Source organism: Haloferax sp. KTX1 (assembly GCF_902410085.1).
Classification (GTDB): Archaea; Halobacteriota; Halobacteria; order Halobacteriales; family Haloferacaceae; genus Haloferax; species Haloferax massiliensis.
In genome coordinates, this window is record NZ_CABPRH010000003.1 from 80,806 (window position 1) to 94,198 (window position 13,393).

The following is a 13,393-nucleotide window of genomic DNA, read 5'->3' on the forward strand; positions in this document are numbered from 1 at the left end:
GTTAGTCGTGCTGAAGTTTACTCCGGAAGTAGTACCGCGTCGCGATGCCGACCGCGTAGAAGCCCAAGACGACCACGAGCAGGATGAGCGCCGTCGCCCACCGGAACTCGTCGATGGCGCCGATGTTCGACGACTCCCCGACGCCCGCGGTGATAAGCGAGTAGAGCTGATACGGGAGCGCCGAGGTCGCCCGCATCAGTTCGGGGTTGGTCACGAACGGCGGCGAAAGCGAGAACTGGAAGCCGCCGACTACGTCGACCGTCTGGCTCCCCGGCGGAGCGACGCTCCCCGACATCGTCAGGAGGATCGGGGCGGTCTCGCCGGCGATGCGACCGACGCCGAGGATGATGCCCGTGACGATACCCGGGAGCGACGCCGGGAGGACGATGCTCCGAATGGTCTGCCACTTCGTGACGCCGAGGGCGGCGCTCGCGTCGCGGTACTCGTCGGGGACCGCCAGCATCGACTCCCGACTCGTGATGACGACGAGCGGGAGGAGCATGAAGCCGAGCGTGAGCATCCCCGCGAGAAGCGACTTCTGGTTGCCGAGCCGCGGGACGAGGAACGCCAGTCCGAACAGCCCGAAGACGATGCTGGGCGTGCTCCACAGCCCGTTGGTGGCGACTTCGACGACCTGCGTGAATCGCCCGCGGTCGGCGTACTCGGTGATGAAGACGGCCGCGCCGACGCCCAGCGGGACGGCGAACAGCACCGCGCCGACGACGAGCCAAATCGTGCCCGCGATAGCCGGGAGGACGCCGTTCACGTCGTTGAGGAGCGCGACGCCGTTCATCACGAACGGCCACGAGACGGGCAGCGAGAACGTCACGCCGACGAGCGTCACTTCGGGGCCCGCACCCGCGCCGAGCGCGAGGCCCTTGAACAGCCCCGGTAGGCCCTTCAGGACCGTGAACGCGACGAGGAGGAACAACAGCGCGATGATGGAGAGGGCGTTCAGGTAGACGAGGACGTACGCGCCGACGTGGCGGCCGCGCGCGCCGAACCCGCCGTAGGCCTTCGCGGCGGCCCAGCCGACGAGCAGGGAACAGAACGCCGTCAGGACCGGAATCGTGAATTCGGCGTTGAACGACGCCTGCTGTTCCCACCCGAGGTCCCACGCCCACGACGGGCCGATGACGCCGGTGAGGAAGACGACGCCGGCGAACGCGGCGAGCGCGCCGGCGGGGAGCGTCGAGCCGATGTCCTCGCGGGGGAGCGCGCTCACCGCGAACGCGACCCCGCCGCTGAGGAGCGACGCAGCGACCCACCCGGCCGTCCCGAGTCCGAGCGTCTGCGAGCCGACCAGTCCGCCGACGACGAACCAGATGAGCGCGAACGCGCCCGAGGCGACCAGTCCGGCGGTCGGTCTGGGGTTGGTGGCGACGTAGCCGAGTCGGGAGCCGACGCCGAAGCCGACGACGGCGAGCCCGAGGAGGACCAACAGCCCGCCGAGGAGCGCGACCATCGGCACGCCCGCGACGGGGTCGGTGACGGTCACGAACTCGAACAGCGCCCCGAGCGAGAGGGCGAACAGCACCGCCGCCAGCCCCACCGCGGCGGCGGCGACCGCTTCTGTCTCGGAGGTGTCCTCGCTGACGAGCGCGGTGTCGGTCGCGCCCGCCATTATTCGACACCTCCGAGCTTCCGGCGCATGCGCGCCTCGATGTACTGCGACCCGATGCTGAGGAACAGCACCGTCACGAACAGGATGACGCCCGCGACGAACAGCGCCGAGAGCTGGAGGCCGTCGGCGTCGCCGTAGTTCGCCGCGATGAGCGACGTGAGCGTGTCGTTACCGTAGAAGACGTTGTACAGGGGTTCGGTGAGCCCCGGACTGCCGCGGAGCATCACGGTCGCGGCCATCGTCTCGCCGATGGCGCGGCCCACGCCGAGGAGGACCGCGGCCGAGACGCCCGAAAAGGCCGCCGGCAGGGTGATGGAGGTCATCGTCTGCCAGTCGGTCGTGCCGAGGGCGAGCGAGCCGCTTTTCATCGACTCGGGGACGCTGTTGAGCGCGTCTTCGGCGACCGAGACGACCGTCGGCAGCGCCATCAGTCCGACGACGATACCGACGAAGAGGTACGTGCCCTGCCCGACGATGTCGAACTGGTCGGCCGCCCACGGGCTGAGGATGGTGAAGCCGATGAAGCCGTAGACGATGGAGGGGATGCCAGCCAGAATCTCGACGCCCGGCTTGACGACCTCGCGGACGGTCCGCGGGGCGATTTCGCTGAGGAAGAGCGCGGCGGCCACGCCCAGCGGGGCGGCGACGGCCGTCGCGATGACGGTGACGAGCACCGTCCCGTGAATCATCGGGACGAGCGAGTACCGAATCGGCGGCGTCACCGGACTCCAGCGCGTCTCGACGAAGAGACGCAGACCCGGAATCGGAATACCGAAGACGTTCACGGTCGCGTACTGCACGGTCGGCCACGCCTCCGCGAAGATGAAGACGAGGATGAGCCCGAGGACGAGGATGGTCGAGACCGTCGTCGTCAGCGTGAGCACGCGCGCTGTCAATTCTTGGTGTCTAAGCCAGCCGTAACCCGTCACGACGAGGAACACCGCGAACGGGACGGCCGTCAGCGACGAGACGGCCAGAAAGCCCGCGAACGCCGCGAGGAGCGACACCGCCGCGACCGTGACCGTGACGAGCGCGTCGGGCGGCGTCTCGTCGACGAAGTCGCGACCGCGCCGGAGCCCTCGCCGAGCCGTCGCTCTGAGGCCGGCACCGTCGGAGTCTGGAAGTACGTTCATGATTGGAGCGTCGATGAATGGAAAGAACGAGGTTCAGGAACCGCGACCGCGTCCGGGCCGCGTTACGCTTGGCTCGGGAGCTTGTCCTTCTCGGACTGGAGGTCCTTGTCAGGCAGCGGGATGTAGTTGTTGTCCTCGACGAACAGCTTCTGACCGAACGTGGTCAGGAACATGTTCATGAACGCGGCCTCGCGCATGTCCGTCCCGCTCGGGGTGTCCTCCGTGATGGTCGTGTACTGGTGGAGGTCGCGGTTCAACGGGTAGTCGCTGTCGAAGATGGTGTGCTCCGCGCTCTTGTCCGGCGCGTAGAGCGTGCCCTCGAAGTCGATACCGACAGGGATGACCTCCGGACCGGTGAACGCGAGTGCCATGTACGCGATGGCACCGTCGTTCTGCTGGACGACGGTCGCGACCTGCTGGTTCTGGCCCTTACGGGTGTCGACGCCCCCCATCGAGGCGTCGGCGCTGCCGAGCATGTTGAGCCGGAACGAGGTGTCCGTCCCGGAGCCTTCCGCGCGGCCGACCACGTAGATTTCCTGGTCGTGGCCGCCGACTTCGCTCCAGTTGGTGATCTCGTCCTGGTAGATCTGGCGGACTTCTTCGCCGGTGAGCTCCGTGACGCCCGCGTCGTGAACGTCCTTCGAGACGACGACGGGCTGGCCGTCGCGGCCGAGGACGTGGTCCACGTAGTTCGCGTCGCGCTCTTCTTCGCTGATGCCGAGTTCGGCCGTGATCGGACCCGACGAGTTACCGATGTCGACGAGACCGTCGCGGACGGACTTACAACCCGTCCCGGAGTGGCTCAGGCCGATGGACGTTGCGAACGCGGGGTTCGCCTGCGTCTCGGTCGGCTCGAAGCCGTAGAGGGACGCGAAGTAGTCGGCCAGACGCATGTCCGGTGCGCCGAGTTCGTCCCAGCCGGGGACGGTAGATTCGTCGCTCGAACCCCAGTACTCGCCGTCGCTCGGCGGCGCGTTGGAGTTCCAGTAGGAGCTCCCCTTGTTCGCGATGGGGTACACCGTCGAGGAGCCCTCGGCGGTGAGCATCTGCGGCGCGCTCGATTCGCTCGTCTCCTCGGGGGTCGAGGTCGTGGTCTCCGGCGCGTCGGTCTCCTCTGCTTCGGTCGCCGGCGCGTCGGTCTCGGGGCTGGACTGCCCCGAACAACCGGCGAGCCCCGCGACGCCCGCCGCGCTCGATGCGACGAGGAACTGCCGACGTGATACGCTGCCTGCCAACTTCTTGGAATCTTGCGCCATCACGTGGTCAGACCCGGTTTTAAATAAAATGCGTTTATAATACCACTTTAGTTCTATCAGAGTTCAACGTAACACTAAGAGACGAAATAGTTCGATATTAGCGCACACATTAGTACAGAGAACTATATACTCGAACGTAATCGAGACGACAGAAAATATAACGGGTCCCAGAATACGTACGCACGATGGCCCAGAAAGACGGAGACACGACCCCCGGACGTATCGTCGGTCTGTCGAAATCCGAGGCGGTCGACCGCGTCGTCGCCGCTGACGACTCCCGAGACCCCGACACCGTTCGGGCGGTACTCAGTCACGTGACCGAAGACGGTGCGGTGACGGCCGACGGCGTCGATTCGGCGGTCACGGACACGTCGATGATTCTGTCGACCGCGGAGACCCGCGTCGAACTCGCCGCTATCGACCTCGACGGCGCCCGCGAGGCCGCCGGCGACGATGCGGCCGTCGGTGCCGTGCGGTCCCGCCTCGACGTGTTCGAGGCGACGGTCGAAAACGCGAACGACCGGGTCGAGTCGCTCGGCGAGAAGCTACGGGGGCTCTCCGACTGGCGCGACGACCCCCGGTCCGTCTACGACGTCGTGCTCGGACTCCGGGAGGTCGCGTCCGAGTCGCAGGCGCTCACCGCGCACGCGGACGACGTACAACTCGACATCGAGGAGTTCGAGCGCTGGCTCTCGAACCGCGACGTTCGCGTGCGCGGGGTCAACGGCGACGTGGCGGCGCTCGAACAGTCGCTCGACGGACTCGAAGACCGGGTCGCGGCCGTCGCCGACGCGGAGGGTTCCGAAGACAGCGCCGACGCCGCCGAGGACGCTGACGACGACCGCGCGACCGAGTGGTGCAACGCCGCGCTCCGCGCCCGCGTCTCCGCCCTGTTGGTCGAGGACACCCGGGCCGAACTCGCCGACCTCTGGGAACTGGCTCCCGAGTCGGACGCGGAGACCGACGGTCTCGACGAGGCCGCCGCTGCTCTCGCCGACCTCGACGCCCGCGTACAGCGCCTCCGCGAGCGCCTTGACGACCTCGCCCGACCGTCGTGGACCGACGAGTACGGGGCGCGAATCGAGTCGTTCGAGGCGACGCTGGCCGCGTTCGAGCCACCGGTGTCGTGGGGGGAGGTGCAGGCCGAACTCGACGACGCGCGGGTCGGCGACGACGAGTGACCCGAGCGCCGACCGCGCCGAACTGCTCCGCGAACACACATATCATATCCACTACGTAAATCGCGTTCAGCGAACGTACATATGTGTTCGGTCCCTCGGTCTAACTGCGAACACCAATGTCAGACTACGAACTTGACCCCCTCCCGTACGAGTACGACGCGCTTGAACCGCACATCTCCGAGCAGGTGCTGACGTGGCATCACGACACCCACCACCAGGGCTACGTCAACGGCTGGAACGCGGCCGAAGAAACTCTCGCCGAGAACCGCGACGCAGGCGAGTTCGGCTCGTCCGCCGGCGCGCTTCGCAACGTCACCCACAACGGCTCGGGACACATTCTGCACGACCTGTTCTGGCAGAACATGTCGCCGGAAGGCGGCGACGAGCCCTCGGGCGCGCTCGCAGAGCGCATCGCGGAGGACTTCGGCTCCTACGAGGCGTGGAAGGGCGAATTCGAAGCGGCGGCCGGCGCGGCCGGCGGCTGGGCGCTCTTAGTGTACGACTCGTTCTCGAACCAGCTTCGGAACGTCGTCGTCGACAAGCACGACCAGGGCGCGCTCTGGGGTAGCCACCCCATCCTCGCGCTGGACGTCTGGGAGCACTCGTACTACCACGATTACGGCCCGGCCCGCGGCGACTTCGTGAGCGCGTTCTTCGAGGTCGTCGACTGGGACGAACCGTCGGCCCGCTACGACCAGGCCGTCGAACTCTTCGAGTAACGTCGCATCGCCGACCCGGCGCGCTTCCCGCGCGACCACCACAGGTTACCGTGAGAGGGTGCCCGACCGAGGGTATCCGGCGCGGCGAATTCGCCCCGCCAGACCGGCACCCTTCTGCCGAACGTCCGGCGTCTCTCCCGGCAAGCGGCGCGACCGGGCGCGCTCGGAACTCACTTTGTTTCAATCAAAATTCATAACTACGCGGGAGCGGATGTGCGGGTAATGAGCAACCCACCGTGGACCGCCGAATTCGCCGCGCTGAAGTCCGACTGTGCCGCCGAACTCGCCGCGCTACTGGAGGAATACCCGCAGCCGGTCGTCTACGAGGTGATGAGCGAGATGCTTCGCCGCGAGATGCGCGACCAGTTCGCCGTCTCGTTCGCCGAGTCGCAACTGGAGGAGTAGACGTCGAAGCGTCGCGTCGGTCGGTTCCGGGCTCGGTCGACGCGGCGAATCGCCCCGCCGGTCCGTGTTCACGAGGAGGACGCCGAGGGCTGCGCCGAGACGCACGCCCGGGGTAGAACGTAACCGAGAGGAACACAAAATATCCGCTTTACCGAGGTTCTTTATCGAGTGCGCTAGTGCATGGGGCATGGCAGACGTAATCGTCATCGGCGGCGGTCCCGCTGGTCTGACAACCGCCCTCTTCGCCGCGAAGAACGGGCTCTCCACGACGGTCTTCGACACCGACGAGACGTGGATGCACAAGGCGCATCTGTTCAACTACCCCGGAATCGGCTCCATCGACGGGACGGACTTCATGGAGACGCTCCGCACGCAGGTCGACCACTTCGACGCCGACCGCCATCAGGGCGAGGAAGTCACCGACGTGAGCGAGAGCGACGGCGGCTTCGTGGTCGCGACCGACGACGACGAGTACGAGGCCGACTACGTCGTGCTCGCCACGGGCGCGAACCGCGACCTCGCGGAGTCCCTCGGTTGCGCGTTCGACGACGACCTCGTCGACGTGGACGTGACGATGGAGACGAGCGTCGAGGGCGCCTACGCCACGGGCGCGATGGTCCGTGCCGAGGAGTGGCAGGCCGTCATCTCCGCCGGCGACGGCGCGGCCGCCGCCCTCAACATCCTCTCGAACGAAAAGGGCGAACACTACCACGACTTCGACGTGCCCGCCGACGCCGAGTCCACCTTCGGCTCCCTCGTCGACGAGGTCTAGGTCTCATCGCACCCCGCGGTCGCGTTTTGACCGCGGCCACGCACGCTCGTTTTTCTTCGCCGACCCCCCGAGACCCGTCTGTCCAGTCAGTCGAGTCGCTCGATGAACGAGTTGGTAACCCGGATTTCGTCGTCGTTGATGGCGTGGCCCAGTCCCTCGTACAGCCGACTCGTCGCGTCGGGACCGCGGTCAGCGACCGATGGTCCCCTGTCGGGTGACGGGCGCGTCGGGGTCGACGAGGAAGGCAACGACGGTGGCGTCCTCGTCGGCGGTGAGCGTCACGCCGGCGTCGTCGACGAGCAGGCCGCTTTCGGTCTTCCCGAAGCGCGTGCCCGCGGCCTCGACCGCGCCGTCGAACACGTAGAAGTACGCGTCCCGGCCCTCGATTTCGGGGAGGTCGGCGCTCGACCCGGCGTCGAGGCGGAGGTCGAAGAGGTCGACCTCGTTGCGGACGAAAAGCGGCGCGTCGGAGCCCTCGGGGCCGAACAGGTGCCGCCACTCGCCCTCGACGGGGGCGTCGATGGGTTCGTGTTGGACGTTCGGCTCCAGCCCGAGACTGTGGGGCCGGACGAACATCTGGAGCATCCGCAGCGGCGGGTCGTCCGCGCGGGTGAACTCCTCGTGCCAGAACGTCTCGCCCGCGTTCATCACCATCAGGTGGTCGGCGTCGGTGACGAGGTCGTTGCCGTCTTGGTCGCCGTGGCGCATCACGCCCGCGGGCACCCACGAGATGATTTCCTCGTCGCGGTGGGGATGCATCGAGATGTGCGTCTCGGGGTCCATGAACGACTCGACGATGGTCGCGAGCGGACCGTAGCCGTGGTCCGCGTGGTCCGGGAGGGCGCGGCCGGGGAAGTTGAAGTAGGTCCGGAACTTCCCCTGATTCTGGGAGACGTCGGTTCGCTCCGCCTTGTAGAGTTTCGTCTCGGAGCCGACTTTCATTACGTGCGCACCTACGCGTCGACTCTATATACCTTCTCGGCGACGTGACCGAAAGCAGGTGACGTCGGTGTCACCGGTGACGGGTCTCGGAACCGCTGACGAGTGACGGTCGCGAGTGGCGGACGGCCACCGGCGTCGACAGTCTGGTTCCGGCTCGACCACCCGGTGGCAAACGTTTTGTTCCGACAGCCGACAGGATAGCTGAATGGAGACGAGTCGGTGGACGCCGCGGCAAAGCTGGCTGTTCGTCGTGCTGAGCGGTATCGTCGCGACGGGAATCGTCTCCCTATTCGGCCCGGCCGACGCTGGCGTCCCCGCGTCGGTGGCGGTCGGTGGCGTGGTCAGTCTCATGTTCGCGGTCGGCTACGCGGTCTCCAACGAGCGGGTGAAACAGGTGCTCCTCGATTTACTGTCGCTTCTGCCCTGAGCTCGCCCTCCCGAGCGGCCCTGAGCGCCCCACGCCGTTACCACCCCTGTCGAAGCACGAAGGCGGCGTGCCCGAACACGGCCAGCAGGAAGGGAACCGAACCGGCGGGCCAGACGACGACCGTGCCGAGCGGAATCGCACCGAAAAAGAGCGCGGTCACGGCGAACCGAACCCACACCCAATCGGCCGATTTCGGCGTCGAGTCCGCTCGAATCGACACGTCGTGTCGTCTGAGCGTTTCGCGGAACCGGGATTCGACCCCGTCCGGAACGAGAAACATCGAGGGCTTGTTGACGACCGATTTCCCGTAGGACAGTCGGACTGCGGTCCGGTCCCCGAGGGTCACGAACCGAGCGGCTTCGACGTCCGCGAGCGACGTGGTCACGCTCTCGTCGCTCCGAAACAGCGAGGGGTCGCCCATGTGGTAGGTGCTTTCGAGCTCGCCGGCGTCCCCGTCGACCGTGACGCTCATGCGGACGAACCGCTCCGAACTCTGGAGGACTGCCGTCAGCATCACCGCGCAGTACATACTGTACACGAACGGGCCGCGGTCACCGGCGAGCGCCCCGAAAATCAGTAACGCGAGGGGAGCAACGGCGAACACGCTCCACCACAACACGCGGCCGAAGTCGACGCCGTTGAACGCGATTCGCATCGGGAGACCCCGCAGTCCGCTCACGTCCGCGGTCCACACTATCTCGGGTTCGGTCTCGTTGGAATCGCTCACTCGTCATCGGATTGCGCGCGCTGGTTTAATTCTCGTGGTACTCTCCGGGTGTCACTTCCGCGACCGTAGTTCGTCCGGCACTCTGCGCGGTTCTAATGATGCTTTCCTGATGTACTTTGTATGATATTGTATTTTAGATGAGCTCTGAGAAACGTCGACTGACTTCTCCACACACGCGAACAGGTTCTCACACTCCGTGATATTTTAGGAAATAAGCCGTTTCTCGGTTGAATATCGGCAGAGACCGTCTGGGCGGAACGCTCTCGACCGCGACGGAGAGTCTCTCACTGTCATCGACGAGCGACACGGTTTTCGACAGACAACAGGTCCAGAAATTCAGTGAATGGGCGCTTCTATCCGAATTTCCCGTACCGAGCGCATATCCGAGTGGAGATAGCTCCCCGCTAATAATATTGTTCTATATATACACTATTAATTTGTCAGTTTCTGTGTTTGTGCTGTCGACGATTCGACCGCAGTGACGACGCGGCGGTCTCCCGGCCGATTGTGGCACATTACAGATGTATCTATGTAATCTCACACATATGTTCAGACTGATACTGACGTTATTACCGGTTTTGGTAGTCGACGTCCAGTCCCGGTTCCGAAAGTATCACTCCGTTCGTCGAACGCACGGCGTGGTGGGCGCTCTGCGGGCCATTAACGCGGCCGGTCGAACACCGCGTTCGAGTTCGAACCGAACGAAGGCTCTATTTACCGCCGATAAAGGACGTCCGGGCGTGTCGAGCACCCCCGCAGTGTCGCCGCGCCGTCGAAACGCGGCCCCGAGGGGGAACTGTCGAAGCCGATTAGGGCTGGACCTGGTCGAGGGGACGGATGAGAACTTCGTTGATATCGACGCGCGCGGGCTGGGTGACGACGAACGTGATCGTCCGCGCGATGTCCTCGGGCGCGAGCGCGTCCATCGTGCCGACGTAGTCTTTGACGTTCTTTTGGACCTCGTCGTCCGGGATGTGGTCGAGCAGTTCTGTATCGACCGCGCCGGGCTCGATCGACGAGACGTGGATTCCGGCCTCGGCGACGTCGAGACGCAGGGAGTCGCTGAACATCTTGACGCCCGCCTTCGCGGCGTTGTAGTGCGAACTGTTCGCCTGCAGGAACCGGCCGACGACCGACGAGAGGTTGACGATGTGGCCGCTTTCCTGTTCCATCATCGTCGGGACGACCGCGTGCGTGAGCGTGATGAGGCCGGTCAGGTTCACGTCGATGGTCGTCTGGAGCGTCTCGCGGTCCGCCTCGCCGATGTGCGCCAGCGGCATCAGACCGGCGTTGTTGACGAGGATGTCGATGCGACCGTACTCGTCGAGGGTCGCCTCGACGAGGTTGTCGATGTCGTCGTCGACCGTGACGTCTGTCGGGACGACGAGGGCGTCTCCGCCGTCGTCTTCGATGGTTGCGGCGAGCTCTTCGAGTTCGCCTTCGCGGCGGGCGGCGACGACGACGCTGGCACCGCGCGAGGCGAGGGATTTGGCGGTCGCGCTGCCGATACCCGACGAGGCGCCGGTGACGATTGCGACCTGCCCGTCCAGTTCCGAACCGAATTCTTCTGTCATCACCTGTTAGTAGTCACCTTACTGGCTTCCCAGTTATGCTATCTGGAATGGGTGTTTAAGTATCCTCTCCCCCCGTTCTCGAGCGCCCCGTCTCCCGGCGATACCCGCGGTGGCGGTACGGTGACTCGGACCAGAAAACTCGGCTCCCGCGGTCGGTACGAATCGGGTTGCGGTCGCGTCTCGCAGAAGGGCTAAAACCGACCGCCTCGGTGCCGTACGGCGCTCGTCAGCGGAGCGTCACTGTTCGGCAGCGTCGAGATAGTTTCGGGTCCACAGGACGGCCGACACACAGAGAAACGGTAGCCCGTACACCGCGCTCACTGCGACCATCATCTGGAGCGGATGTGTCCGTGGTAGTACCGCCCAGACGACCCCGACGACGCCCAGTAGGCCGCTTGCCTCGTAGGTCATCCGTCGCCACGCCGACGCTCGCGCTGTGGTTCGCGTCGGTGTCGCCTCGCCGTCCGTGACTGATTTCGACGGCGGACTAACGACCCGTCCGTCTCGAACACATCGGCACCCTGCTGACATACTCGTATCGAGGACTCCGAGCGGTATGGTTGCAATGCTATACGAAAAGCATGGTTAAGTGGTCCGCTCGCCCGGAGACTCGCAACCGAGTGCCGCGTGTTCGGACTTTCGTCATCGGTGGTGCCGCAACAGGCTCTCGCGAATCGAGCGAGAGATATCTGGTCACGGATACATCGGTGAGATACGGCCGAGTTACAATCGCTGTCCCCAGCGTTCACGGTGAGCGAAAGACGAAATTTCCGGAGTTATATACTTGTGTAAAAACGACATATCTAATGCCGGCTGACGGTCTCTCGGCTCACGACATCGTCACCGAGATCGACGCGACCTCAACCGACCGCCTGCCGAGAATTCGTTCTTAAATCGGAGTTAAATCCCCAAAACCGACTGCCCCCTATGGTGGACTGGTGGGGCGAGTCCGCCCCTCGTTTGAACAATCCGTCCGTGTGGACTCACTTCACGCCGAACTAGTTTCGAATGAAAAACACAATACTATCTGGCACCTCTCTCGACAGGTCTCCCCACCGACGGCGACGAAGCCCATCCACGTTCGTTGGGGCGTGAATAACAACTTTACTGATACCACTCTGCCGAATAGTTCGCCGAGCGCGCCAACGGGAGAGGCACAGGTGACTGCCGTCTCGCTGAGCGACCACCGAGTTTCCTCGTGGCACACGCGGAACACGGTTCAGTCGGTCCGCTAACGCGGCCGTCTGCTACCGAACCGTCCGGTCGAGGAACTGGCGGATTGCCTCCGGACCGGCGGGCGGCAGGTCCGCGAGAAGCGACTCCGGCGACTCGCCGGCCGCCGCGTGCGTCGCCTCGTACACGGACTGCGCGTGACTCGGCTCCGCCGCGAGCAGGTCCATCGCCACGCGTTCGGACTCGATGTCCTCGACGCTCTCCGCCCAGACGTGATTGAGGCCGTGTAGCTCGTATCTGACGGCGTTCACCCCGGCGTCGTCCAGCGCGTCGAAAAAGCGGCGACTCTGTTCGACGTCGACCACCTCGTCCTCGCGGCCGTGCATCAACAGCGTCGGCGGGGCCTCGGGCGTGACGTGAGTAACGGGACTGGCCTGTGCGTATCTCTCCGGCCGTTCGGACCGGGAACCGCCCATCAACAGCGGGATAATGCCGTCCACGTCGTCTTCGGGGAGCGCGAAGTCGGCGACGCCGTACCAGCTGACAACCGCCTGTACGGCCCCCGACTCCTCGGGGGCGACGGCCTTTTCGACCTCGTCGGCGAACGCGTCTCCGAGGTCGGTGACGTCGTCGACGACGCCCGTGAGGAGCGCGAGGTGCCCCCCGGCCGACGACCCCCACGCGGCGACGCGCTCGGCGTCGTATCCGTACTCGCCAGCGTGGGCCCGGAGCCACCGAATCCCGGCTTTCACGTCCACGAAGTGGTCGGGGAAACTCCCTCTCGGCGTCGGATTCGCCGGGTCGTACATCCCTTCGAGGTTCGACCCGTCGGGAATCGCTTGGAGCCGGTAACTCACGCTGGCGATAGCGCAGTCCCACTCGGCGGCGTACCGCTCCGGCGTCGGGACGTTCGCGCGCGTCTCCGCTACCCACCCGCCGCCGTGGACGTTGACGACGAGCGGGGGGTCCTCGCGCTCCGGGACGTAGAGGTCGAGCTTCATCGCTCCCTCGGGGCGCTCCGCGTAGGTGACTCCCTCGTAGACGGTGACGTCGTTCATGTCTGTCACGAGTGAGGTCGGGGCGACTACAAAAAGGTGTGTACGCTCGATTCCCCTCGATCGAGGGTGGGGGTCTACCCCTTCAGGCCGCTGAGGACGAACCCGCGGACGTGGGACGTGGGACTATTGCATCGAGACGAACGGCGCGACTGTCGGAATCAGCGCCAGATGCGCGGCGGCCATCATCGGCGCTCAGAGCGTGCTGACCTGTCTTTGTACCCCAGCGCGACCGGGAAGTTGCAAGCCTCTGCAACTATGTATAGCGAAATATCATTCACAATCTGTTCGAAACGGCGAGCTACGGGGGCACCGCGGACTACCGAATCTTCGAGGTGTCGTGTTGCCGAACCGAACTCACACTCGGGCCACACTCGCGCGCGAACGCGTACGAGCGGGTGGTTT

Annotated in this window: 13 protein-coding genes and 1 pseudogene; 5 read left to right on the forward strand and 9 right to left on the reverse strand. The window is 65.2% G+C overall.

All coding sequences use genetic code 11. The annotated features are described in order from the left end of the window. Position 1 precedes the first annotated feature (1 nt). The 3 genes from pstA to FY251_RS06680 all read right to left on the reverse strand — a co-directional run bounded on the left by pstA (position 2) and on the right by FY251_RS06680 (position 4,013). Positions 2 to 1,624, reverse strand: a complete 1,623-nt coding sequence (pstA, locus tag FY251_RS06670) for a phosphate ABC transporter permease PstA (RefSeq protein WP_148414013.1) — start codon at positions 1,622 to 1,624, stop codon at positions 2 to 4. Continuing rightward, a complete protein-coding gene (pstC, locus tag FY251_RS06675; RefSeq protein ID WP_148414014.1) occupies positions 1,624 to 2,757 on the reverse strand; it encodes a phosphate ABC transporter permease subunit PstC in 1,134 nt (377 codons plus the stop codon). The genes pstA and pstC overlap by 1 nt, the downstream gene beginning before the upstream one ends. Before the next feature lie 62 nt (positions 2,758 to 2,819). Beyond that, on the reverse strand, positions 2,820 to 4,013 hold the full coding sequence (locus tag FY251_RS06680; protein ID WP_148414015.1) for a substrate-binding domain-containing protein: 1,194 nt from the start codon (positions 4,011 to 4,013) through the stop codon (positions 2,820 to 2,822). Positions 4,014 to 4,198: 185 nt separating this feature from the next. Here FY251_RS06680 and FY251_RS06685 point away from each other — a divergent pair, with 185 nt between their 5' ends. The 4 genes from FY251_RS06685 to FY251_RS06700 all read left to right on the forward strand — a co-directional run bounded on the left by FY251_RS06685 (position 4,199) and on the right by FY251_RS06700 (position 7,090). Next, positions 4,199 to 5,194, forward strand: coding sequence for a halo transducer protein (locus tag FY251_RS06685; RefSeq protein WP_148414016.1), 996 nt, complete (start codon positions 4,199 to 4,201; stop codon positions 5,192 to 5,194). Between the two features lie 116 nt (positions 5,195 to 5,310). Next, positions 5,311 to 5,913, forward strand: coding sequence for a superoxide dismutase (gene sod, locus FY251_RS06690; protein ID WP_148414017.1), 603 nt, complete (start codon positions 5,311 to 5,313; stop codon positions 5,911 to 5,913). Between the two features lie 222 nt (positions 5,914 to 6,135). Then, a complete protein-coding gene (locus FY251_RS06695) occupies positions 6,136 to 6,318 on the forward strand; it encodes a hypothetical protein (RefSeq protein ID WP_042665527.1) in 183 nt (60 codons plus the stop codon). A 187-nt stretch (positions 6,319 to 6,505) separates the two neighbouring features. Further along, entirely contained in the window at positions 6,506 to 7,090 is a 585-nt protein-coding gene (locus FY251_RS06700) for an NAD(P)/FAD-dependent oxidoreductase (protein WP_148414018.1), read from the forward strand. Positions 7,091 to 7,176: 86 nt separating this feature from the next. On the opposite strand, the pseudogene FY251_RS23050 reads toward FY251_RS06700, so the two are convergent. Both FY251_RS23050 and FY251_RS06710 read right to left on the reverse strand, forming a co-directional pair. Next, a pseudogene (locus tag FY251_RS23050) lies at positions 7,177 to 7,284 on the reverse strand (phospholipase); the annotation flags it as partial. Beyond that, positions 7,280 to 8,032 (reverse strand): pirin family protein, encoded by a 753-nt coding sequence (locus tag FY251_RS06710; protein ID WP_148414019.1) that lies wholly within the window; start codon positions 8,030 to 8,032, stop codon positions 7,280 to 7,282. The pseudogene FY251_RS23050 and the gene FY251_RS06710, both read right to left, overlap by 5 nt. 205 nt (positions 8,033 to 8,237) lie before the next feature. Here FY251_RS06710 and FY251_RS06715 point away from each other — a divergent pair, with 205 nt between their 5' ends. Beyond that, positions 8,238 to 8,459: a hypothetical protein gene (locus FY251_RS06715; protein ID WP_148414020.1), complete on the forward strand. Its 222-nt coding sequence runs from the start codon at positions 8,238 to 8,240 to the stop codon at positions 8,457 to 8,459. A gap of 37 nt (positions 8,460 to 8,496) precedes the next feature. Here the strand turns inward: FY251_RS06715 and FY251_RS06720 are convergent, their stop codons facing one another. From FY251_RS06720 to FY251_RS06730, 4 genes are all read right to left on the reverse strand, one after another. Beyond that, complete coding sequence (locus FY251_RS06720) at positions 8,497 to 9,186, reverse strand: hypothetical protein (protein WP_255516602.1); 690 nt, start codon at positions 9,184 to 9,186, stop codon at positions 8,497 to 8,499. A gap of 809 nt (positions 9,187 to 9,995) precedes the next feature. Then, on the reverse strand, positions 9,996 to 10,760 hold the full coding sequence (locus FY251_RS06725) for an SDR family oxidoreductase (protein ID WP_148414021.1): 765 nt from the start codon (positions 10,758 to 10,760) through the stop codon (positions 9,996 to 9,998). 237 nt (positions 10,761 to 10,997) lie between these two features. Continuing rightward, positions 10,998 to 11,171, reverse strand: a complete 174-nt coding sequence (locus FY251_RS22505; RefSeq protein WP_187367359.1) for a hypothetical protein — start codon at positions 11,169 to 11,171, stop codon at positions 10,998 to 11,000. A gap of 836 nt (positions 11,172 to 12,007) precedes the next feature. After that, positions 12,008 to 12,991 carry an alpha/beta hydrolase gene (locus FY251_RS06730; protein WP_148414022.1) on the reverse strand — a complete coding sequence of 328 codons (984 nt, stop codon included), beginning with the start codon at positions 12,989 to 12,991 and terminating at the stop codon, positions 12,008 to 12,010. Positions 12,992 to 13,393 lie beyond the last annotated feature (402 nt).

Excerpts from the sequence above, each read along its gene's own strand:
- FY251_RS06715 (WP_148414020.1), top strand. The coding sequence starts at position 8,238 with ATGGAGACGAGTCGGTGGACGCCGCGGCAAAGCTGGCTGTTCGTCGTG.
- pstA (WP_148414013.1), bottom strand. The coding sequence starts at position 1,624 with ATGGCGGGCGCGACCGACACCGCGCTCGTCAGCGAGGACACCTCCGAG.
- FY251_RS06680 (WP_148414015.1), bottom strand. The coding sequence starts at position 4,013 with ATGGCGCAAGATTCCAAGAAGTTGGCAGGCAGCGTATCACGTCGGCAG.
- sod (WP_148414017.1), top strand. The coding sequence starts at position 5,311 with ATGTCAGACTACGAACTTGACCCCCTCCCGTACGAGTACGACGCGCTT.
- pstC (WP_148414014.1), bottom strand. The coding sequence starts at position 2,757 with ATGAACGTACTTCCAGACTCCGACGGTGCCGGCCTCAGAGCGACGGCT.
- FY251_RS06700 (WP_148414018.1), top strand. The coding sequence starts at position 6,506 with ATGGCAGACGTAATCGTCATCGGCGGCGGTCCCGCTGGTCTGACAACC.
- FY251_RS06695 (WP_042665527.1), top strand. The coding sequence starts at position 6,136 with ATGAGCAACCCACCGTGGACCGCCGAATTCGCCGCGCTGAAGTCCGAC.
- FY251_RS06710 (WP_148414019.1), bottom strand. The coding sequence starts at position 8,032 with ATGAAAGTCGGCTCCGAGACGAAACTCTACAAGGCGGAGCGAACCGAC.
- FY251_RS22505 (WP_187367359.1), bottom strand. The coding sequence starts at position 11,171 with ATGACCTACGAGGCAAGCGGCCTACTGGGCGTCGTCGGGGTCGTCTGG.
- FY251_RS06725 (WP_148414021.1), bottom strand. The coding sequence starts at position 10,760 with ATGACAGAAGAATTCGGTTCGGAACTGGACGGGCAGGTCGCAATCGTC.
- FY251_RS06730 (WP_148414022.1), bottom strand. The coding sequence starts at position 12,991 with ATGAACGACGTCACCGTCTACGAGGGAGTCACCTACGCGGAGCGCCCC.
- FY251_RS06685 (WP_148414016.1), top strand. The coding sequence starts at position 4,199 with ATGGCCCAGAAAGACGGAGACACGACCCCCGGACGTATCGTCGGTCTG.